Origin of the sequence: Chryseobacterium sp. Bi04 (assembly GCF_918698085.1) — a bacterium.
Taxonomy (GTDB): domain Bacteria; phylum Bacteroidota; class Bacteroidia; order Flavobacteriales; family Weeksellaceae; genus Chryseobacterium.
In genome coordinates this window covers 1-23,101 of the sequence record NZ_CAKKLP010000014.1, presented here as the reverse complement: position 1 = coordinate 23,101, position 23,101 = coordinate 1, and the positions used below count along the sequence as shown (strand labels likewise).

At 35.7% G+C, this 23,101-nt stretch carries 16 protein-coding genes and 1 CRISPR repeat array; of the genes, 8 read left to right on the top strand and 8 right to left on the bottom strand.

Translation table 11 applies throughout. From position 1 onward, the window contains the following. Nucleotide 1 precedes the first annotated feature (1 nt). From LQV47_RS18340 to LQV47_RS18320, 5 genes are all read right to left on the bottom strand, one after another. Complete coding sequence (locus LQV47_RS18340; RefSeq protein WP_230040089.1) at nt 2-1,003, bottom strand: efflux RND transporter periplasmic adaptor subunit; 1,002 nt, start codon at nt 1,001-1,003, stop codon at nt 2-4. Nucleotides 1,004-1,035: 32 nt separating this feature from the next. Next, a complete protein-coding gene (locus LQV47_RS18335) occupies nt 1,036-2,382 on the bottom strand; it encodes a TolC family protein (RefSeq protein ID WP_230040086.1) in 1,347 nt (448 codons plus the stop codon). A 462-nt stretch (nt 2,383-2,844) separates the two neighbouring features. Then, entirely contained in the window at nt 2,845-4,050 is a 1,206-nt protein-coding gene (locus tag LQV47_RS18330) for an MFS transporter (protein WP_230040084.1), read from the bottom strand. Nucleotides 4,051-4,138: 88 nt separating this feature from the next. Continuing rightward, the gene (locus LQV47_RS18325) at nt 4,139-5,053 is read right to left on the bottom strand and encodes a helix-turn-helix transcriptional regulator (protein WP_230040082.1); all 915 of its coding nucleotides are present in this window, start codon (nt 5,051-5,053) and stop codon (nt 4,139-4,141) included. Nucleotides 5,054-5,124: 71 nt separating this feature from the next. After that, nucleotides 5,125-5,640 carry a hypothetical protein gene (locus LQV47_RS18320; RefSeq protein WP_230040080.1) on the bottom strand — a complete coding sequence of 172 codons (516 nt, stop codon included), beginning with the start codon at nt 5,638-5,640 and terminating at the stop codon, nt 5,125-5,127. Between the two features lie 117 nt (nt 5,641-5,757). Between LQV47_RS18320 and LQV47_RS18315 the strand changes: the two genes are divergently transcribed. The 3 genes from LQV47_RS18315 (at nt 5,758) to LQV47_RS18305 (ending at nt 9,425) form a co-directional block, all read left to right on the top strand. Next, nucleotides 5,758-7,164, top strand: coding sequence for a PLP-dependent aminotransferase family protein (locus LQV47_RS18315; RefSeq protein WP_230040078.1), 1,407 nt, complete (start codon nt 5,758-5,760; stop codon nt 7,162-7,164). 299 nt (nt 7,165-7,463) lie between these two features. Further along, nucleotides 7,464-7,640 carry a histone H1 gene (locus LQV47_RS18310; RefSeq protein ID WP_047377485.1) on the top strand — a complete coding sequence of 59 codons (177 nt, stop codon included), beginning with the start codon at nt 7,464-7,466 and terminating at the stop codon, nt 7,638-7,640. A 213-nt stretch (nt 7,641-7,853) separates the two neighbouring features. Continuing rightward, nucleotides 7,854-9,425 (top strand): M20/M25/M40 family metallo-hydrolase, encoded by a 1,572-nt coding sequence (locus tag LQV47_RS18305; protein WP_230040076.1) that lies wholly within the window; start codon nt 7,854-7,856, stop codon nt 9,423-9,425. An 82-nt stretch (nt 9,426-9,507) separates the two neighbouring features. On the opposite strand, the gene LQV47_RS18300 is transcribed toward LQV47_RS18305, so the two are convergent. Continuing rightward, a complete protein-coding gene (locus LQV47_RS18300; protein WP_230040073.1) occupies nt 9,508-10,143 on the bottom strand; it encodes an HAD family hydrolase in 636 nt (211 codons plus the stop codon). Nucleotides 10,144-10,176: 33 nt separating this feature from the next. Continuing rightward, nucleotides 10,177-12,300: a Tex family protein gene (locus LQV47_RS18295; RefSeq protein WP_230040072.1), complete on the bottom strand. Its 2,124-nt coding sequence runs from the start codon at nt 12,298-12,300 to the stop codon at nt 10,177-10,179. A gap of 529 nt (nt 12,301-12,829) precedes the next feature. Between LQV47_RS18295 and cas9 the strand changes: the two genes are divergently transcribed. The 5 genes from cas9 to LQV47_RS18270 all read left to right on the top strand — a co-directional run bounded on the left by cas9 (nt 12,830) and on the right by LQV47_RS18270 (nt 20,873). Continuing rightward, nucleotides 12,830-17,116 carry a type II CRISPR RNA-guided endonuclease Cas9 gene (gene cas9 / locus LQV47_RS18290; RefSeq protein WP_230040070.1) on the top strand — a complete coding sequence of 1,429 codons (4,287 nt, stop codon included), beginning with the start codon at nt 12,830-12,832 and terminating at the stop codon, nt 17,114-17,116. Nucleotides 17,117-17,120: 4 nt separating this feature from the next. Continuing rightward, entirely contained in the window at nt 17,121-17,651 is a 531-nt protein-coding gene (locus tag LQV47_RS18285; protein WP_230040068.1) for a DUF6155 family protein, read from the top strand. Next, nucleotides 17,651-18,544, top strand: a complete 894-nt coding sequence (cas1, locus tag LQV47_RS18280) for a type II CRISPR-associated endonuclease Cas1 (RefSeq protein ID WP_230040065.1) — start codon at nt 17,651-17,653, stop codon at nt 18,542-18,544. The genes LQV47_RS18285 and cas1 overlap by 1 nt, the downstream gene beginning before the upstream one ends. Beyond that, on the top strand, nt 18,541-18,879 hold the full coding sequence (gene cas2 / locus LQV47_RS18275) for a CRISPR-associated endonuclease Cas2 (protein WP_034678328.1): 339 nt from the start codon (nt 18,541-18,543) through the stop codon (nt 18,877-18,879). The genes cas1 and cas2 overlap by 4 nt, the downstream gene beginning before the upstream one ends. Nucleotides 18,880-18,936: 57 nt before the next feature. After that, a CRISPR array of direct repeats spans nt 18,937-19,970; the repeat unit is 46 nt; unit sequence GCTGTGACTAATCACTAAGATAATAATTTTGAAAGCAATTCACAAC. Between the two features lie 585 nt (nt 19,971-20,555). Continuing rightward, nucleotides 20,556-20,873 (top strand): helix-turn-helix transcriptional regulator, encoded by a 318-nt coding sequence (locus LQV47_RS18270; RefSeq protein WP_230040063.1) that lies wholly within the window; start codon nt 20,556-20,558, stop codon nt 20,871-20,873. Between the two features lie 94 nt (nt 20,874-20,967). Here LQV47_RS18270 and LQV47_RS18265 read toward each other — a convergent pair whose 3' ends face one another. Continuing rightward, the gene (locus tag LQV47_RS18265; protein WP_230040060.1) at nt 20,968-22,971 is read right to left on the bottom strand and encodes a T9SS type B sorting domain-containing protein; all 2,004 of its coding nucleotides are present in this window, start codon (nt 22,969-22,971) and stop codon (nt 20,968-20,970) included. Nucleotides 22,972-23,101 lie beyond the last annotated feature (130 nt).

Genomic DNA, 23,101 nt, shown 5'->3' with positions numbered 1-23,101 from the left:
GTTATAATGTTACAGAGGGTATCAGTACACTCATTCCCGGACGGAATCCATCAATTTTCTTTGTAGGATAGGCTTTAATTTTGAATGTTCTCATATCAAAGCCTCCTTTTGTTTTGGTGGCTGTCCAGGTAGCAAAATCTCCCAGTGGGGCAATAAATTTTACCTGAAGTTCAATTTTTTTATTATCTAACGCAGGAACCACTCCTTCGAATTTGCTGTTCATTTTGAATTTTCCCATCTGATCCTCTTTGATATTGATAACAACCCAGATATCATTCAGATCCACAAGATTTACAATGGGATATCCAGCATTGACAAGTTCCCCAAGGTTAGGAAAATATTGATTGACCTCTCCGTCTGCAGGAGCAATGACATTAATTTCACTTCTATATACATTGACTTCCTTTACGGCGCCTTCAGCCTGTCTCATAGAGGCTGCAGATGCATTTTTATCCTCGGTTCTGGCTCCGTTTTTTGCCATCAGATAATTATTGTATGCTGCTTTTTCCTGTTCTCTCGAAGCATTTTTCTGACCCTTGGCTTCATCTCTTTTCTGCGCAGGAATTACTTTCTCCTGGTAAAGGTTTTCCATTCTTTTGTAAGTAGTTTCTGCAAGATCAGCAGAAGCTTTGGCCTGTTGCCAGGAATTATAAGCCCCCTGAACCTGTTCATAACGGGTTCCGTTTATAGCTTTATCATATTGTGCGGTTGCAGCGTCTTTTGCAGATTGTGCCTGAATCAGTTTAGCGTCGAGTTCCGGGCTGGATAAAATAGCCAGTAGCTGCCCTTTTTTTACAGACTGTCCTTCATCAGCCAGTTTCTTCTCCAGTCTTCCGGTTACTTTAGGGGCAACATGAATTTCAGTAGCTTCAACTTGTCCTTGCAAGTAATCTTTTGTCGGACTTGTGAGAAAATAAACTGATACAGCAGCTATCGCTCCAAATATTAATATAATGATGAGGATATTAATGAATGTAACTGATTTTTTCTGGTTTGTCGCCATTGTAATAATTTTAAGTTATATAATTTGAGATTTTATTGGGCATTTTGGATATAATCGTTGCTCATTCCGCATACTTCAAAAAGTTTAGCCAGGTTGGTATCATAGTCCGTATATGCTTTCAGCTGTTCAATTTTTTTCCCGGATAGATCCAGCTCAGCATCAATAACATCCGTAGATGTAGATATTCCCTCTGCAAAAGAGGCTTTCCGTATTCTTACAAGTTCTTCTGCTAATTGTATAGATTCATTTAAAGAAACAATTTGTTCATCCGATTTTTTGAGCTCATTATATAGCTTTTCAACATAAGTTTTAATATCAAGCTGAAGCTTTTCTCTGGACATTTCAATCGTTTCTTTTTCACTTTTGGCAGCAAGAATTCTATTTTTCCGTCCAAACCCGTCAAAAATATCATAGGTAACCATAACACCTACAGTTAAAGGATTTTTTACCAAAGGATAGTTGTGTGAGGCAAGGATCTGCTGACCGGTTAATAAAACAGTAGGCAGGTAGCTTGCTTTTTCTATATTAATCCCTTGCTGGGCAATCTCTTCTAGAAGTTTTATTTTTTGTATTTGAGGATAATTGGCCGCTGCCTTCTCTTTGTATTCTTCCAAAGAATTCATATTTCCTTCCAAGAAAAACGGTGTAGTAAGTGTGAATTCTTCTTCCTGCTCTAATGTTGCGGAAAGAGCCGTTCTTGCCAATTGTAAATCTTTTTTAGAAGCAAGTAATTGTCTTTCCGCTTCAGAAACGGCTACCTTCGCCTGTAGAACGTCTACGCCTGCAATGATACCGTTACGCTCCATTTTTAATGAATTTGACAGGTGTACATTCATTACCTCTACCACATTTTCTTTTACAGTAACAGCCTCTTCGGCCAGTTTTGCTTTGAAATAACTGTTGGCCAGCTCGGAAACCAGGCTTTGTTCAGAATTGTTTTTTTCCACTTTTGCTACCTCAGCACTTATTTTAGCGATATTGACTCCTGATCTTATCTTTCCACCGGTATATATTGGCCAGCTCAGTGATATTCCTCCAAATGCCATATCTTTTTTCTGAAGGGCAAAATCCCAGCTGCCCAGCACGGAAGGTGAAGGAAGTTGGAATAAGGATGCCAGCTGATCTCTTTTCTCATTAAGATTGATTCTTGATTCTTTATCTGTATAAGTTAACGTTCCAAATGCTTTAATCTGAGGATACAGCATACTTTGGGCAGTTTTTATCTTATAATGGGCTGCATCTATCTTTTTATTATTTATTTTTACTTCAATATTTTTATTCATCATTATATCTCTGGCTTCAGAAAAACTGAGTGCAGATTGGGCATGTAAATAATTTACACCTGAGAATAGGATGATAAGTTTAATCAATAATTTCATTGCAGTTATTTTATAATTTATCAATTTAAAAGTGATTATGAATCATTGTAAAAAATAGAGAAACTGTATTTTAATAAAGACTAAAATACCAGCTTTTATCAGTGATATTTCCCAATATTGGGATAATAAAAATATAGGGTTTCTACCTTTATTATGCTGAAAATCTTATCTATATCAAGAATGATGTATAATTCCCATGTATAGATTTGGCTCAATTTATTTCCTTGTTATCTGAAATAAATTGTATATAAAATCTGTTATTTTTACTGCTATTTATTTAACAATCAATCATTGCTGCTAAATTATCATTGATCTCAGTATATCGGCTTATTTGAAAGTAGTTAAATGTAGTCCGAAAGTATCATTGTTCGGAAAGGATGGTTCAAACCCAAAGAAGAGTTCATTATAAGTGGGTGATAGGGGAAGAAAGACATCTTCTGATATGAATAAAAAAAGCAGAGATTAATTCTCTGCTTTTTCTTTTTTGATAGCCTGGTTCATAATAAGGATAATCCCCAGAAGGAAAAAAGCTATAATAAGATAGCGCCATGCCAGTCCTTTTTGCTCTGTAACTGTTCCGCTTACAGAAATAATGAAACTTGAAATAGAGGTGATCACATAGACCAATCCTCCCATTAATCCACCTGCTGTTCCTGCATTTTTAGGGAAATATAACATACTTGTTGTGAAAAATGAAGTAAACAGTATCCCTGAACAGATATGAATAAAAAAGGCAAAAGGAACCATGATGAAAAGGCTTTCTGCATAATTGCTGGTGACAATTAGTGCAATAATCAGGATGAGCTGCAACAGAACAGGCTGAAGGATACGGGGCTTAAAATCCAGCGTAAGCCTGCGTTTTCCTATAAAGCCGCCTATCATCCATGAAAATCCTAAGATCAAAGTACAATATCCAATAACTACAGGGCTAAAATGAAAAGTGTTTTCAATAATAAAAGGTCCTGTAATATTAAAAAGCATAACAATAGAATAGCTTAATCCCAAAATGAAAATTCCCAGCATAAAAATCCTGTTTTTAAGCATCATTTTATAGAGACTTATATTTTCGGCAATATCGAGCTGCTTTTTCTGGGGAAGGCTTTCTCCACTGAAAAACCACTCGAACAGGAAAATGACTCCTGCATATAAGGCCAGGAAATGAAAGTTGGCGTGCCAGTTAAAAAGTTTTTCAAGATAGCCTCCAAGAAAAGGAGCCAGAATAGGTCCGCAGGACCAGACAATGGTAAAATAACTCAGGTAATGTTTTACTTTTTCTGAATCATAGATATCCACAAAAATAGCGCGGGTAGCCACAACAAGTACCGAAACGGCAACACCCTGAAGAATACGCAGCAGACATATTAACAGGATACTGTCAGTCATTGTAATCAGGATACTGCTGACGACCAGAAGGAATAAAGCAAGCAGTTTTGGACGGTAGCGCCCAATACTGTCAAGAATTCCCCCCACAAACAGCTGGGAGATTCCATAGCTCAGCAGGTAAGAGGTTAGCGTAATCTGGATATCTTTTTCGGAAACTGATAGTTCTCTGGCCATTGATGGAAATGACGGCAGGTAAATATCTGTGACAAACCCTGAAAGAGGGATGGACACAAAGGCCATAATGGTTATTAACTTTATGCGTTTTTCAGATGCTTCTCTCAACATATTCATTCATTTTTACCATGCAAAAATAATTCAAGAAAACTAAAATCCAGTTTTAAAAGACAAAGTAAAAATTACAAAATTCAAATATTTAAAATGCATTTTTAAATTTTAGAGGGGAAGTCTGTGCATGCTTCTTGAAAAAATTGTTAAAATGGGAAGGCTGCTCAAAGCCTAAAGTATAGCCTATTTGCGCAATATCCCAGTTGGTATATTTCAACAGGTTTTTAGATTCTTCAAACATTTTGTCCTTAATGATCTGTGTGGTTGTAAGATGGGTCACTGACTTTACAGAAGAATTTAAATGATTCACATGTACATTAAGATGATCAGCGAAATCGGAAGGTGTTCTTAATGCCAGAGGATAAGCAGGTGAATCCAGTGGGAACTGTTTGGTAAGCAGTTCATCAAACAGTTTATAAAGGCGGACATTAGCGGGAAGTTCATTAGGGCTGATATCTTCAACACGGTTTTCCAGGGCCAGATGCAGAACAGATGCAAGATTGCTTTTAATACTGCTGCAGCGGTACGGATAAACTGAATTATTAATCCGGTACATCTGCTCAAAATAAAGAGTTGCCAGCTGGGTCTGTTCATCCGTTAAAAAAACAACAGGTTTGCTCCATTCCTTGAAAAGAGAGGTCTTTTTGAATAAATTAAACTCAGAATTTCCATTAAAAAACTCCTGATTGAAGAGACAAAAATAACCTTCCTGGAAATCACCGTCACATTCCCAGGTATAAGGAATGCTGGGGGAAGGGAAAAATAGGGCAGGGCGGTCAATATAGAGTTGATGGGCACCATAATGTATTGTACCTTTTCCTATGATAAAGCTGATTTTATAATAATCACGCCGGTTGTAAGGGCTTTTGAAACTACAATACTTTCGCATAGAAATATTGAAATGAGATTTTCCCATTTCAAAATCTTCCGAATCAAACAGTTTGATCTGATTTTTTCGAATACGTCTGTAATAATCTTCTATGGTTTCCAGCTGATCACTCATTGTGTTGAAATTATAAAAATCAAAGATACGAAATTGAAAGAGATATAAAGCTTCCCTATTTTTGATCATTTCTAATTTTTATGAATCTCCATTTTTAAAATATGTGACGGAAGCTGAAAAGGACCAGCCTGTGCCAGGGAAGCTGATGTAAAGCCACACTCCTTCAAAAACTCCAGAAGAGGATCATGGGCGAGTATATTGATCCATATGATATCTGTAAAACTTACTGCAGACCTGCATTTTTTCCAGAGAGACTGTCTTATTTCTGGGGAATTGAATTGAGGAAGAATAACAAAACTTATTTCTGTAGATCTTTTTCCTTCAGCTATTCCGGGATATACAGAGCCGCTTTTGATGATACTGTAGCCCACCGGTTGCCGGTCTGCATACGTCATGATGAGCTGGTTGGAAAGATCATTCAGTTCATTGATCATCTTTCTCGGATCTATTTCACTGCTGATATATCTTTTGATGTCTTCTTCAGAAATAAAATCTTTATGCAGACTGTAAACCGAAGAATCGATGATGGTTATAAGATCAGAAATTCCCTCTTCAGAACCTACTGTAAATTTTGAAATGATATCCATGAGTTTTTTTATTCAAAATTATAAGATTAATCCATTCAGAGGGGATACAGTTTGAGAAAATATAATCAGTACAGGTGTTTATTTTGTAAATTTGTTCGGTACAGTTTTACCTATTCTATGAAATCCTATAAGTACGAAATTTTTACAGCGGTTATTGAAGAACATATCTATAACGGAGTCTTACAGTACAAAGACCGCCTGCCATCTATCCGGGAAATTAAAAAAGCATATCAGCTGAGTATCAGTTCTGTTCAGAGTGGTTTCGAACACCTTATGATGAAAGGCCTGGTTAAAAGCAGTCCGCGTTCAGGGTATTTTGTTTCAGACATTATGGAAGAGAATACTCCAAGAAGAAGAAAGCTTGTTCCTGTAGCCAGGGATGAGGTCTTTATGAAAAACATGATGCTGACATCTAAAAGAACCTCGGAATTTAGTTCTTTTAATGCAGCTATGCCGGGAGATTTGCTGATTCCGCAAAAATTAATACTCCGGACCATGCAGGAAGTGATCCGTGAAAAAGGAGCTTCACTTCTTCGGTATTATCCTTCAAATGGGCTAGCATCATTGAGAAAACATATTGCAGTTCAAATGGGAAAATATGGAGGTACATTTAATCCTGATGAATTAATCATTACTGATGGTGCTTTGCAGGCACTGGTTATTGCATTAAGGTCTGTAACAGAAACCGGAGATGTGGTAGCGGTTGACAGTCCCTGTGTGTTTTCAGTATTAGAGGTGATTGCTAATCTGGGTCTTAAGGTTATTGAGATTCCTGTACATTACCGAAGTGGTTTTGATACAGAGTATTTCAGAAAAGTATGTGTAGAAAATAATATCCGTGCATTGGTGGTAACTCCCAACTTTCATAATCCTACTGGTATTTTGATGAGTGATAACATAAAGAAAGAGCTGCTGAAAATAGCTGTTATACATCAGGTGCCGGTTATTGAAAACGATATGTATGGCGATCTTTATTTTACAGAAAAAAGACCGCATTGTATCAAAAGTTTTGATGAAACAGGATTGGTAATGACATATTCCTCCTTTTCAAAGACATTGGCACCCGGCATTCGTCTGGGCTGGCTGTCGGCAGGACGTTTTTATTCAAAGGCTGAGAAAAGCAGGTTTGTATTGGGAAAATCGGTATCGCCCATTTATCAGGAGCTGGTATTGAAGCTCCTTCAGGGAAACAGCTATGAAAGGCATCTGCGTTCATTTCGAAAAAGGCTGAACGAGCAGGCAATTATTGTATTAGATGCATTAAGAAGACACTTTCCACAAGACTCATATTTTCACAGGCCGCAGGGTGGCTACAGCATTTGGGGACAGCTACCGGAGAGTGTTGATATGGATATATTTTACCTTTACTGTGAAAATAACAAAATTGTATTTACTCCTGGTACTACATTTTCTCTTACAGAGCACTACAGTCACCATTTTAGGATAGTATTTACAGAGAGAATAACCTCAGAGAGTCTCGCTTTACTGAAAAATGTAGGAGAAAAGCTCAGAAGTCTCAGTTGATTTTATCATATAAAACCTGATCTATGAGGTCTGGAAGACGAACAAAATGTTTACATATTGCTTCAGGGAGAATATCTCCACAATCATTCTATATGGTTTATTTTACAGGGCTTGATAAATTACAGAAACAAACCGTTTTGCAGTTGGCCATAACATGCAAAAACACCTCATATTTGATTATTTCTCAGGTTAAATAGAAAAGAATTTTACTGAAATTCACGATTTTTATAAATTTTCCGGGTGCTGTATTGGCTGGAATCACCATAAAACCTATATTTGCAGCCTAAATTTTTAAATAAATGAAAGAACTAATTGAAAAAATCAACGCAGAATTTGAAGCGTTCACAACTGAGGCAAACCAACAAGCAGAAAAAGGAAACAAAGCAGCTGGTACAAGAGCTCGTAAAGCAGCTTTAGAACTAAGCAAACTGTTCAAAGACTTCAGAAAAGTTTCTGTAGAAGAAGCTAAAAAATAATTTACCTCAAACCGGCTTTTAAAGCCGGTTTTTTTATGTCCTCAATTGCTCTACAAATTTCAGTCATTGCCGCTCATTCTGTGGTATGCTTTGTAATGAATATAAATTTTTCATACAAAAAGCTTGAAAACATTCTTCTGTAAAGACTTTTTTGCTTCCAATCCTTTATCATTTCCGCAATTTCTTTTATCTTTAAACCAATCAATATATGTTATGAAGATAAATAGATTTTTTGCAGTACCGGCAGTGGTGTTGGCTGCCCAATTTTCATGGGCCCAGGTAAAAGTAGATCCGAAAGAAAAACTTGATCCTATCGTAAAAAGTTTTGTAGATGAGGTAAATAACAATTCTCAGCTTGAAAATATGGCTGGCGAATTATTAGACGGCATAGGGCCGCGTCTTGTGGGAACTCCTGAAATGCTTGCTGCCAATGAATGGAGTGCGGGGAAACTTCGCTCATGGGGAGTAGAGGCAAACCTCCAGCAATTTGGAACATGGAAAGGCTGGCAAAGGGGAATTACGCATGTCGACATGGTGTATCCACGTGTAAAATCACTGTCTGCAACACAATTGGCATGGAGCCCGGCAACCAAAAAAGCTGTGGAAGCAGAAGTAATTGTTCTTCCTAAAGTATCTTCTAAAGCAGAATTTGATCAATGGCTGCCTTCTGCAAAAGGGAAAATTGTTTTGATGGCTCAATATCAGAAAATAGGGCGTTCTGACGAGCAGATCAAAGAATTTGCAACTCCTGAGCTTTATGAAAAACTTAAAGCGGAAAAAGAACAGGCTGCCAAGGATTTTACTGCTTATGTAAAGAATATAGGCTATGACAATAGCACACTTCCGGAAGCTTTGGAAAAAGCAGGGGCAGCAGGAATTGCTATTTCCAACTGGACGGGGATTATGGGAGCCAACAGAATCTTTGGAGCAAAAACATCCAAAATTCCAATGATTGACATTGATGTGGAAGATTATGGAATGCTTTACAGAATGGCCGAAAAAGGAAGTAAGCCAAAAATTAAAATTGATGCCCAGTCAAAAATCCTTCCTGATGCCAAAAGTTTCAATACCATAGGAATGATCAAAGGAAAGGAAAAACCTGAAGAATACGTGATCCTTTCTGCTCATCTTGATTCCTGGGATGGAGCTCAGGGAGCTACCGATAATGGGACAGGTACTCTTACGATGCTTGAAACCATGAGAATCCTGAAAAAATATTATCCAAACAATAAAAGAACAATTGTTATAGGACTTTGGGGGAGTGAAGAGCAGGGATTGAATGGTTCAAGAGGTTTTGTAGCAGATAACCCTCAGATCATCAAAGGCGTGCAGGCTGCTTTTAATCAGGATAACGGAACAGGACGGGTGGTAAACATCAGCGGTCAGGGATTCGTAAAAGCATATGACTATATCGGAAGATGGCTTGAGGGAGTTCCAAAAACGGTAAAAGGACACATTAAAACCGACTTCCCGGGAATGCCCGGAGGGGGTGGTTCTGATCATGCTTCCTTTGTAGCGGCAGGAGTGCCGGGGTTCTCCTTAGGTTCTCTGAACTGGGGATATTTTGGATATACCTGGCATACTACAAAAGATACGTATGACAAGATTGTTTTTGATGAAGTGAAAAATAATGTAGTGCTAACCGCTGCATTAGCTTATATGGCTTCTGAAGATCCTGAATTTACCAACAGAGAAAAAAGACTAATGCCTCAGGATGAAAAAGGAGGAACGGTGAAATGGCCGGAAGTTAAAGAGCCAAGAAGAGATTCTAAAGAATATAAATAATAGGATATTAGTATTCAAAATAGCAAAGGCTGTCTTAATAGGCAGCCTTTTTATGCAGATTTATTAATACAGTGCTTTACTATCAGATATAAAATTCTAAATCTGAAAACTTTGAAACAGAAGGCTCATATGCCGGATCAGTTAATTTTCCAAAACCATATTCACAAAAAATAAACTCCAGATCATTGGATCTTGAAGAGTCGTAATCTGTTTGGGTGTCACCAATATAAATGGTGTTTTCAGGCTTTAGCTGATTCCTTTCCATAATCAGTTTTATATTTTCAGCCTTGGGCTTTTGAGTCCGTCCGTGAGATTCAAAATCTGTAAACAGGTCATTGAACTGACAGTATTCCAAAAATGCTTCAATATATCCATCCTGACAATTGCTTACAATAAAAAGGTGGTGTGTATTGCTAAGGCTTTTCAGGGTCTCTTCCACACTATCATATAAAATTCCGCCCTGTATACGCAGTACTTCATTTTCCTGGGAAACAATTTCAGAAAGAATTTCCTGAATCTGCAGGTCTGAAATTCCGGGAACAATATCCTTAACGATATCGTGAGCCAGTAATCCCATATACTGATTCATATTTTCAGGTTTCAGGTCTTTTTTTATGAGCTGATGCTTGTTCAGAACATGATTCCATATTTTGATAATAGAAGCCCTGGAATCCCATAAAGTTCCATCTAAATCGAAAATTAAATTCTTATAATTCAAAATGTCTTTTGTTTGTTGATTAAAAATATGTGCTTACAGAATCATACTCAGCTGAATCCTTTTTCTTGCCTCATCTACCTCCGTTACCTTCACACGGACATGCTGATGAAGCTTTACCACTTCATTTACATCAGAAACAAATCCGTCTTTCAGCTGGGAAATATGTACCAATCCGCTTTCTTTGATTCCCAGGTCTACAAAACATCCGAAAGCCGTAATATTGTTGACGATTCCCGGGAGGATCATTCCTGTTTTTAAGTCTTTAATGCTTTTTACATGAGGGTCAAACTCAAATATTTTAACTGCTTTTCTGGGGTCTAATCCCGGTTTTTCAAGCTCCTTCAGAATATCTTTGATTCCTAAAATTCCGATTTCTTCTGTGATATAACTTTCTGGTTTTACCAAAGCAATTTTTTCTTTGTTGGCAATCAGTTCATGGGTTTTAATACCCAGATCTTTGGCCATTTTTTCTACAACTCCATAGGCTTCAGGATGTACAGCGGAGTTATCCAGTGGGTTTTCAGCATTGGTAATTCTGACAAAAGCAGCGGCCTGCTGAAAGGCTTTCTCTCCAAGTCTCGGTACTTTTTTCAGTTGTTTTCTATTTTCAAAAGCTCCGTTTTCCGTACGGTAGTTAACAATATTTTCTGCCATTTTCTCCCCAATTCCGGAAACATAGCTTAATAATGACTTACTGGCTGTATTTAAGTTGATGCCTACAGAATTCACACACTTCATAACGGTAGAATCCAGTTCATTTTTCAGCTGAGTTTGGTCTACATCATGCTGATATTGGCCTACACCAATAGATTTTGCATCAATTTTTACAAGCTCTGCCAACGGATCAGAAAGCCTTCTTCCAATGGAAACAGCCCCACGTACAGTGACATCGTATGCAGGAAATTCATCCCTTGCAATTTTACTTGCAGAATATACCGAGGCTCCGGCTTCAGAAACTACAAAAACCTGTAAAGGCTTATCAAACGCAATTTTTTTAATGAAAAATTCTGTTTCACGGCTTGCGGTACCATTTCCGATAGAAATAGCTTCAATAGCATAGGCATTGACCATGGAACGGATTTTCTTCATTGCCATTCCGGTTTCATTTTGTGGTGCGTGAGGGTAGATGGTTTCATTATGAAGTAAATCTCCCTTTTCATCTAAGCAGACAATTTTACATCCGCTTCGGTAGCCAGGGTCAATCGCTAAAATCCTTTTTTCACCTAAAGGCGGTGCCAGAAGTAACTGACTCAAGTTCCCGGAAAATATTTCTATGGCTTTTTTATCTGCTTTTTCTTTGGCTTCCTGCAGGCTTTCATTGGAAATAGCCGGTTCCAGAAGTCTTTTATAGCCATCTTTTATGGCCATGGCAATTTGTTCAGAAGATTCATTATTGGACTTGATAACAGCTTTCTCTATGAAATCAATAGCTTCTTCCTTATCAATACCTACATTTGTTTTTACAAAACCTTCTGTTTCAGCTCTCAACATCGCAAGAAGTCTGTGAGAAGGAGTTCTGCTGAGGCTTTCTTCCCAATCAAAATACTGAGAGAATTTTTGTGCCGCTTCCTCTTCTTTTTTAGCTTTTACCACTTTAGACGTTACCACAGCTTTACGCTGAAACAGACGACGGAGGTTTTTGCGGACATACATGTTTTCATTGATCCATTCTGCCATGATATCTCTTGCTCCCTGAAGAGCCTCTTCTTCTGATGAAACTTCATTATTCAGGTATTTTGAAGCCAAAAACCGGATATCGTTATTTTTCTGGCTCATAATGATTCTGGCTAAAGGTTCCAATCCTTTTTCCTTAGCTGCATCAGCCTTTGTTTTTTTACGCTTTTTGAAAGGCAGATATAAATCTTCCAGCTCCTGAATATCAAAACTTTCTTCTATTCTTTGCTGAAGCTCAGGGCTTAAAGCATGCTGTTCTTCTATAGATTTTAAAATAGATTCCTTTCTTTTGACAATCTCTTCAAACTGCTTGCTGATCTTTGAGATCTGCTCAATCTGAACCTCATCCAAATTCCCGGTTTTATCCTTTCGGTAACGGGAAATAAAAGGAATAGTGCAGTCTTCTGCTAATAACTGAAGGGTATTGTTGATGCTCTTTTCAGAGATGTTAAGCTGCTTCTGTATAAATTCTACGGTCGTCATTGTTCTGTTTTCGGGTAGCTAAAATAAGGTTTTTAAAAAGAAAAAAGGCGAGTTGCCCCGCCTTGAATGTTTTCACAACGGAATAATCCTTATTGTGAATTGCTTTTCAAAATTATTAATACAAATATAGAAGAAAAAATCTTTATCATAATTATGGGAACCCGTAATTCAAATGTTTTTTTTATTTCTATTTTTATGTATTAAGAAAAAACTAGATAATTATGGATAAATACTTTAATACAAAATTAAAAAGGCTACTCAAATAAGAGTAGCCTAGATGAAAAGCAATTCACAACTAACTCTGCACAATCTTAAATTTGTTGAAATTTTAGTTTGTGTTTAGTTAATTAAAATATTGTATAGTTACAAATTCTTGGGAAATATGTAAGATAAGTTCGGACCTTATCAAATTCAACTCGTCAGTCTAAATACTATCAATATTTAATACAAATGTAAAATAAAATATTTATATTTGGTGCAGAGTTAATAAATAATATTAGAACTTTAATATAAATGATTGATTATCAATATGAAAAATATTTTTGGGCTGGACATTGGAACAAATTCAATTGGTTGGGCTTTGGTAAAACAGGATTTTGAAAATAAACAAGGTGAAATTCTTGGGATGGGAAGTAGGATTATCCCAATGTCGCAGGATATTTTAAGTGATTTCGGTAAAGGAAATTCTGTTTCACAAACCGCTGCAAGAACTGGTTACAGAGGTGTGAGGAGATTACGTGAGAGATTTTTGCTAAGAAGAGAAAGACTTCACAGAGTTTTAAACGTTTTAAATTTTCTCCCCGAACATTATGCTTCACAAATTGATTTTGTGAAACGCTTTGGAAAGTTCAAAGAGGAAACTGAGCCGAAATTGGCTTATAATAAAGAAGAATTTATTTTCAAGAACTCTTTTGATGAAATGCTTAGTGACTTTAAAAATCATCAACCTCAACTTTTAGAAAGTGACAAAAAAGTTCCTTATGATTGGACAATTTATTATCTCCGTAAAAAAGCGCTTTCTCAAAAAATTGAAAAAGAAGAATTAGCCTGGATTCTTTTGAATTTTAATCAAAAACGGGGTTATTATCAATTGCGTGGTGAAGAAGAGGAAGAGAACCCGAATAAATTAGTAGAATTTTATTCTTTAAAAATTGTAGATGTTTTGGCAGATGAACCACAAAAAGGAAAATCTGATATTTGGTATTCTTTGGGTTTAGAAAATGGTTGGGTTTACAGACGATCGAGCAAATTGCCTTTGTTTGACTGGAAAGATAAAACAAGGGATTTTATTGTCACAACCGATTTGAATGATGATGGAAGTATTAAAACCGATAAAGACGGAAATGAAAAAAGAAGCTTCCGTGCACCCGGCGAAAATGATTGGTCACTTGTAAAAAAGAAAACCGAGCAGGAAATAGACAAATCCCATAAAACTGTCGGAGCATACATTTATGAAGCATTACTTCAAAACCCGAAGCAGAAAATCAAGGGAAAACTGGTTCGCACTATCGAAAGAAAATTTTACAAAGAAGAACTCAAACAGATTTTAGAAAAGCAAAAAGAATTTCATAGTGAATTGCAGAGTGATGATTTCTACAGCGATTGCATTCGAGAGTTATATCAAAATAATGAAGCACATCAATTGACTTTAAGCAAAAAAGAATTCGTCCATCTATTTATGGAGGATATTATTTTTTACCAAAGACCTTTGAAAAGCCAAAAATCATCTATTTCTAATTGTACTTTGGAATTCAGAAAGTATAAAGATGGAAATGGAGTAGAACATACACAATTTTTAAAAACGATTCCGAAATCCAATCCGTATTACCAGGAGTTTCGCATCTGGCAATGGATTTCTAATCTTAATATTTATAAAAGAGATGATGATTCTAATGTTACAAAAGAATTTTTAAATACAACTGAAGATTTTGAAAATCTGTTTGATTTTTTGAATAGCAGAAAAGAAGTTGACCAAAAAGGATTGTTAAAGCATTTTAAATTGAATGAAAAAACATATCGTTGGAATTACGTTGAAGACAAAAAATATCCTTTCAACGAAACCAAAGCAATGATTTTATCGAGACTGGATAAGGTCGAAAATATCTCTGATGATTTTCTGACAAGAGAAATTGAACAAAAGATTTGGCACATCATCTATTCTGTAAATGACAAAATTGAATACGAAAAAGCATTAAAAACTTTTGCAGGAAAAAATAATCTGGATGAAAATTCTTTCTTTGAGGCATTCAAAAAATTTCCACCTTTTAAAAGTGAATACGGCTCTTTTTCTGAAAAAGCAATTAAAAAATTATTGCCTTTGATGAGGGTAGGAAAATACTGGAATTACGAAAATATTAATGAGCATTCAAAAGGTAGGATTCAGAAAATTATTACCGGAGAATTTGATGAAAACATCAAAGATAAAGTGAGAGAAAAGACGATTCACCTTATGACAGAAAATGATTTTCAAGGTCTGCAGTTGTGGTTGGCTCAATATATTGTTTACGGAAGACATTCTGAAGCATCAATGATTGGAAAATGGAATTCTACCGATGATTTGGAAGGGTTTTTAAAAGAATTTAAACAACATTCGCTTCGTAATCCAATTGTAGAACAGATAATTACAGAAACGCTTCGTGTGATAAAAGATATTTGGTTGAAATACGGAAATGGATCTAAAGATTTCTTCAATGAAATTCATATAGAGCTGGGTCGGGAAATGAAAAATACTGCCGAGGACCGCAAGCAAATTACTAATATGGTTACGGAAAATGAAAATACAAATCTCCGTATTAAAGCTTTGCTGGCAGAAATGATGGATGATAATTCAGTAGAAAATGTTCGTCCTTATTCTCCAATGCAACAAGAAATTCTGAAAATTTATGAAGATGGAATTTTAAAATCAAACATAGAAATTGATGATGACATTCTGAAAATCAGCAAAACTGCACAACCTTCTTCATCAGATTTAAGGAGATACAAACTTTGGCTGGAGCAGAAGTATAAATCACCTTATACAGGGCAGATAATTCCATTAAATAAATTATTTACGTCAGAATATGAAATTGAACATATTATTCCGCAAAGTAGGTATTTTGATGACAGTTTTAGTAATAAAATTATTTGTGAATCAGCAGTTAATAAATTGAAAGATAATTATATAGGTTTAGGATTTATTAAGCAGTTTGGAGGAACGATTGTTGAGTGTGGCTTTGGAAAAAGTGTAAAAGTTTTTGAAGCTGAAGAATATGAAGATTTCGTAAAAAAACATTATGCGAATAATGGGAGTAAAAGAAACAAGCTCCTTTTAGAAGAAATTCCTGAAAAAATGATTGAGCGTCAGCTGAACGATACCCGTTATATCAGTAAATATATCTCAGGTGTTCTTTCTAATATCGTTCGACAGGAAGACGGAACAGATGAAGGCGTGAATTCTAAAAATATTATTCCTGGAAATGGAAAAATCACTACACAACTAAAACAGGATTGGGGGTTGAATGATGTATGGAATGAATTGATTTTACCCCGTTTTGAACGAATGAATCAATTGACCAATTCAACAGACTTTACTTCCTGGAATGAAAATCATCAGAAATTTTTACCAACCGTTCCGGTTGAGTTTTCAAAAGGATTTTCAAAGAAAAGAATTGACCATCGCCATCATGCTTTAGATGCCTTGATAATAGCTTGTGCTACGAAAGATCATGTGAATCTACTTAATAATCAGTCAGCAAAATCTGATACTAAGCGTTATGATTTGAAGAGAAAACTGATGAAGTTTGAGAAAGTGGCTTACAACCATCCGCAAACTGGCAATAGAATCGAAAAAGAAGTTCCGAAACAATTTCTAAAACCGTGGGAAAACTTTACGGTTGATGTTAAAGACAGATTGGAGAAAATTATTGTAAGTTTTAAACAAAATCTTAGAGTAATTAATAAAGCCACTAATTATTATGAAAAATATGTAGAGAAAGATGGTGTGAAGATGAAAGAAAGAGTAGAGCAGACCGGAACCAATTGGGCAATAAGAAAGCCGATACATAAAGAAACCGTTTCCGGAAAAATTGATTTACCTTGGGTGAAAGTTCCGAAAGGAAAAATATTGACTGCAACTAGAAAAAGTCTTGATACATCTTTTGATGTAAAATCAATCTATTCTATCACAGATACAGGAATTCAAAAAATTCTTAAAAATTATTTAGAATATAAAGGAAGTTCAGAGTTTGCATTTTCGCCTGAAGGAATAGATGACATGAATAAAAATATCGAAAAATATAACGACGGAAAGCTCCATCAACCCATCAATAAAGTCAGAGTTTTTGAATTAGGAAGCAAATTTCAAGTTGGACAAACCGGAAATAAGAAAGATAAATATGTGGAAGCTGCAAAAGGAACTAACTTGTTTTTTGCAGTGTATGAAGATGGAAATAGAAAAAGAAGCTACGAAACCATTCCTTTGAATGAAGTGATCGAAAGACAAAAGCAAGGGTTGTCTGTCGTTGATTTAAAAGGAACAAATGATTTTTTCCTCTGCCCGAACGATTTAGTATATATTCCTTCGAGTGACGAACTTGAAAATAGAAGTAATATCGATTTTAAAAATTTTACCAAAGAACAAAATGAAAAAATTTATAAAGTTGTAAGTTTTTCAGGAAGCCAGATGTTTTTTGTAAGACATGATATTGCTGCATCAGTTGTTAATAAAGCAGAGTTCTCAACATTAAATAAAATGGAACGTGCAATTGATGGCTTAATGATTAAAGAGAATTGTATCAAATTAAAAACAGACCGTTTAGGAAACATTTCAAAAGCATAAAAATATGTCAAAAGCAGCATTAAAAAAAGAGCTTCAAAAGCTCACAAAAGAGCAGATTATTGAACAGCTTTTAGATTTGTATGAAAAGAATAAAGCCGTAAAAGAATTTTATCAGTTCTACCTAAATCCTACGAATGAGAAAGAATTGGCAGATAAATATAAAAAACTAATTCGGAAAGAGTTTAATGTAGAAAATCCCATGCGGAGTACAGAAAAGTTTTCAGTGGCAAAACGTGCGATTTCTGATTTCAAAAATCTGCAGCCTTCTCCGGAATCACTTGCAGATGTTATGCTTTACTTGCCCGAAAGTGCCTGTGAACTTAGTGCTTTATTTGGAGATTTTTCCGAACAGTTTTACCATTCGGCTTTTAATAATTATAAATCAGCTCTTGAGTTTTTAGAAGAACACCATTTATTAAGGCAATTTCAAAACAGAGCTATGCAATGTGTAAAGTGGGCATCAAATTGTGGCTATGGCTTTGCGGATGATGTCGCAGGTATTTACTATGAATTTTATCAGGAAAACTCAGACTAATGATCACCCGCTCCATCTACATTGGCAATCCTGCTTATCTTAAACTTAAAGATGAACAGATGTATATTTTGGAACCTTCCACAAAAGAGATGAAAGGTAAAGTTCCGGTGGAAGATTTGGGCTTGCTGATGTTGGATCATTTCCAGATTACGATTTCGCATCAATTGATTCAGAAAATGATGGGAAATAATGTGGTTGTGGTCAGTTGCGACAGTCATCATTTACCACACGGAATTATGCTGCCGCTTTACGGACACACTGAACATTCTGACCGGATCAAGGATCAGTTGGAAGCCAGCGAACCGCTCAAAAAGCAACTTTGGAAACAGACTGTCGAATGTAAAATTGAAAATCAAAAAGAGGTTTTAAAACGCTTAGAAAATTATTACGAGCCGATGATTGATTATCAGAATAGTGTTAAAAGTGGCGATATGACCAATATGGAAGGTATTGCGGCACAACATTACTGGAAATACCTCATCAGTTTGGATTTTCTAAGACAGCGTTTTGGAGATTCACCCAATCAGTTTTTTAATTTTGGGTACTCAGTCCTAAGAAGTATTGTCGCAAGATCAATTGTTGAGACCGGATTACTTCCCGTTCTTGGAATTTTCCATAAGAATAAATATAACCCTTACTGTCTTGCGGATGACCTGATGGAACCTTATCGTCCTTTCGTTGATTTATTAGTAATGCAATGGCTTGAAATCAATTCGGAAACTGAAGAATTAACTAAAGAATTTAAAGCTTTCATTTTACAGATTGCGACCAAAGATGTAAAAATAGATGATAAAACCAGGCCATTATTGGTTGCGGTGAAAACAACAGCTACGTCACTGTATAAGTGTTATACGGGAGAAAAGCGTCTGATTTCTTATCCTGAACTGATATGAATGCCGAAAGGTTTAATGCATACCGAATTATGTGGGTTTTAGTATTATACGATTTACCGACAGAGACTAAAGCCAATATGAAAGACGCCAACCGCTTTCGTAAATCTTTGCTTGATGATGGCTTTACCTTATTTCAGTTTTCAATGTATGTGAGACACTGTCCAAGCCGTGAAAATGCTGAAGTTCATATTAAAAGAGTGAAGTTTATGCTTCCAAAAGCCGGAAAAGTGGCCATTATGTGTATTACGGATAAACAGTTCGGAGATATTGAAATATTCTTTGCCAGAAATAAAGAAGAGCCACCACCAACCTTTCAACAGCTTGAATTATTCTAAATTTTAAATTCTAATTAATTAATAAACCCGTTGAATTTCAACGGGTTAAATTTTGAGGCTGTGACTAATCACTAAGATAATAATTTTGAAAGCAATTCACAACCACGCGCTTTGCATTATATCAAACGTAAAAGCTGTGACTAATCACTAAGATAATAATTTTGAAAGCAATTCACAACACAAATTTACAAAACAATTATAAGCATCATGCTGTGACTAATCACTAAGATAATAATTTTGAAAGCAATTCACAACCCATAACATGCACTACAATTTGATTTCTTTGCTGTGACTAATCACTAAGATAATAATTTTGAAAGCAATTCACAACTAGATGAAAGTTTCCTTTTTCTTGATGGGTGCTGTGACTAATCACTAAGATAATAATTTTGAAAGCAATTCACAACATCCGGAGAATATTCGACCGAATTCGATCGGCTGTGACTAATCACTAAGATAATAATTTTGAAAGCAATTCACAACTAGCCGGCGATGGTGATGAAAGCTACACAAGCTGTGACTAATCACTAAGATAATAATTTTGAAAGCAATTCACAACATCCGGAGAATATTCGACCGAATTCGATCGGCTGTGACTAATCACTAAGATAATAATTTTGAAAGCAATTCACAACTAGCCGGCGATGGTGATGAAAGCTACACAAGCTGTGACTAATCACTAAGATAATAATTTTGAAAGCAATTCACAACCAAATAAAGACTGATAATCCTCTCTTACTTGCTGTGACTAATCACTAAGATAATAATTTTGAAAGCAATTCACAACAGCAACCTTCACAACCTGCAAGGGACAATAGCTGTGACTAATCACTAAGATAATAATTTTGAAAGCAATTCACAACAGAACACGCTGTCCAGATTTTCCCGCTAACGCTGTGACTAATCACTAAGATAATAATTTTGAAAGCAATTCACAACAATATTTACTTTTGAATACTCATTGTTGATGCTGTGACTAATCACTAAGATAATAATTTTGAAAGCAATTCACAACAATTTGGAATACAGACAAAAACTTCATGTCGCTGTGACTAATCACTAAGATAATAATTTTGAAAGCAATTCACAACAATGACGCCATTGCTAATGCTTTTTCTAAGGCTGTGACTAATCACTAAGATAATAATTTTGAAAGCAATTCACAACAATTTGGAATACAGACAAAAACTTCATGTCGCTGTGACTAATCACTAAGATAATAATTTTTGAAAGCAATTCACAACACGAAGTCAAGAAAGTATATGAGCAGGGAAGCTGTGACTAATCACGAAGATAGTAAATTTTGAAAGAGATTCGTTAATATCTATTCTTTTAAAACCGATAAGCAAAATCCTGATATCCGATTTCGTATGCATCTTCTTTTATATTATAAGGGGGAAGCGGCAAGGAAATGAACCTTTTATCTGGATGATTCCGCCATAAATCGTCAATTTAACCATGATTGATAATTGATCTAATATACTATTTTTTAAAATTCATAACTACGGGAATCCATAGTGTAAATCAGTTCAATAATTTTAGTTTTACGAAAAATAAAAGAATTTATAATGAATATCTGTTACTAAAATAAGGATAAAGAGTATTGGAATAATGACATGGTTTGCTCTTGACCTATGATTTTTATACTTATTAATTCAAATTTTATAAGACTCAAAATGAAAAAAAAGAAGTTACAGGCCATAAGAAAACAAAAAGGAATTACCCAACAACAGATTGCTGATATCCTTCCTACTGAAGTCTCAAACTACAGCAGGAAAGAGAATGGTATTACAAAAATTATCCAGAAGGAATGGGTAAAGATCGCTAATTTCTTAAATGTTCCTGTTGAAGAAATTTATGAAGATGACCATAAAGAGATAAATGATTCTGGCATTGATGATGAAAATATTTATACGTACCTATCTCATTTAGAAAAAGAAAATGCAAAATTGAGAAATAAACTCGAAATGCTAAAAATAATTATAAGTGGTTAAGGAGAGATCTTAGACAGTTGAGGATAGTGATTAAAATGCCAAATAAAAACACGATCCGCAATAATAGCAGATCGTGTTTTCATATATTAAAATATTATTCCCTGTTTTTTACAAGGACCCAGCCTTTATATTGGATAGGCGTTGCCTTTTTGTCATTTTCATTCCAGGAAATGATATACCAGTAGGTAGCTGTGGGAACCTTTTTACCAAAAGAAGTGCCATCCCATTTGAAATTTCTTATTTTATCGGCTTGGTAAAGTCTGTTTCCGTACCGGTCATAAATTTCAAATATCAAATTGTTTTTATATGCCAAAGCAGAATAATCAATACTATCATTTTTACCATCTCCATTAGGGGTAATAGTGTTAACTAAATTGGCAACTGTCACTTCTACAGAAATTGGATCACAGTTGTAGGCATCTTTTACATGGAAGGTATGCTGGCCCCTCGTAAGATTGGTAAACGTATTGGAATTTTGCCATACGGCAGCATTATCAATCGAGAATTGATAAGATGGATTCCCACCGGTTACATGGATGATGGCTATATTGTTATTAATTTCTATAGATTGGATTACGGGTTGTGAAGAAGGATATACTGTTACCGTTTGTTTTGTAACACAGTTTCCTGATTTCAAATTAACCCAGTAGGTTCCTACATTTACATTATCGATCTGCTGGGTGGTGGCTCCGGTGCTCCATTCGTAAGCATTAAAGCCGGGGCCTGCATCAAGCGTTGTTGTTTCTTCAATACAAATTATTTTATCTACTAATACAGGAGATGTTTTAGGGGGTATAACTTCCAGGCTTACTTTGGCTACAGAAAAACAGCCATTAGTGTTGGTTATTCTTATGTAAACGACACCGTTCGGTGCAATATATGAATTGAGGTTATTTAAAATTTCGTTAGTTCCATTGGTCGCATCTGTTAAGGATGGAAAATACCGCCTTGTAACTCCTGCTTCGGAAGTTACATTAGCAGCAGTGAGATTAAATGAGGCTGTAGATGGATTGGATACCACAAAGCACTCCCTGATTACGGCATCGGTAACTGTGGGGGGATTGGTTATGGTAACGACAGCAACCTGGCTTACAGCATTACATTGTGTATTTAGAGAAGATCCCTGGGGACCTACTTTGAATCTGATCGAATAATTGCCGGCACCCCTGCCTGCAGAACTAAAAGTATAATTGGGGTTGGTTGTTGGGACGCCTTCATCCAGCCATGTGGTACCATTATTGTTGCTGAGCTGCCATTGATATTCGGCAGGATTATATGAACTTCCGGTAAGGGTAGCAGTAAAGTTTACTGTTGAATTTTGATTTGCGCATAATGATGTGCTGGCATTAGGTACAGCCTGAATAGTAGAAGGAATACAGGGGGATACCGTAATGTCATCAATGGCCAGGTCATTACCTACATTGGCACCACTTACATTATTGACTAGCTGCAATTTTACAGAGGAATCATTTCCGTTATTGAAATCCAAGGTGTATTCATGCCAATTAGTATCTGCAGGAACATTGCCTGTTGCAGCGGTTCCTAAAACTGCACCAGTTGTAGCATTCAGAACTTTTAGCATCATATTAGGATATTTATAATTTGGAATAGCGACAACTCCAGAAGAATTTGTGTTGAGTATCCAGATTGATAAATGTAGGGTTGTATTTGGACAAAGATTATTCATGGTATATTCCACAAAAACAGTATTTAGTGTCAAAGGAGCATCAACAAGCATCATAAGCCCATTTGGATTTCCTGTGTGGTCACTTTTATTTGCCCACCATTCATTAGGTAATGGTGTTCCTGCATTTTTGGCTAACCCTGATTCTCCATTGGCTAAGTTGCCATTTATTGTTCCTCCTGCTTGGCCAACAAAAACAGTTGAAGTGCTCACTCCGGGCGCATAAGAAGCTAAAGGACCATACCAGTTAGCAGTAGCATTTCCCTGTCCAAAATTTTGGTTTACAATAGGAGGTCCCCAGGTCCCGGTACAGATAGGAGCGGTTTGAGCATGAAATAATGAATAATAGAAGCTGAAAAATAAGAAAACCAATACACCGTAAGTTTTCCTGTTTGAAAGTAGTTTTTTTTTCATATTATGTTTTTTTATATTTTATGAGCTCACGGAGTAAATTTTTGATATAATAAGTGATCTTGATTTAATTTTAAAACTGATTTTATTAAAAATGATTAATTTTATATTTTTACTAATTATTTTATATATT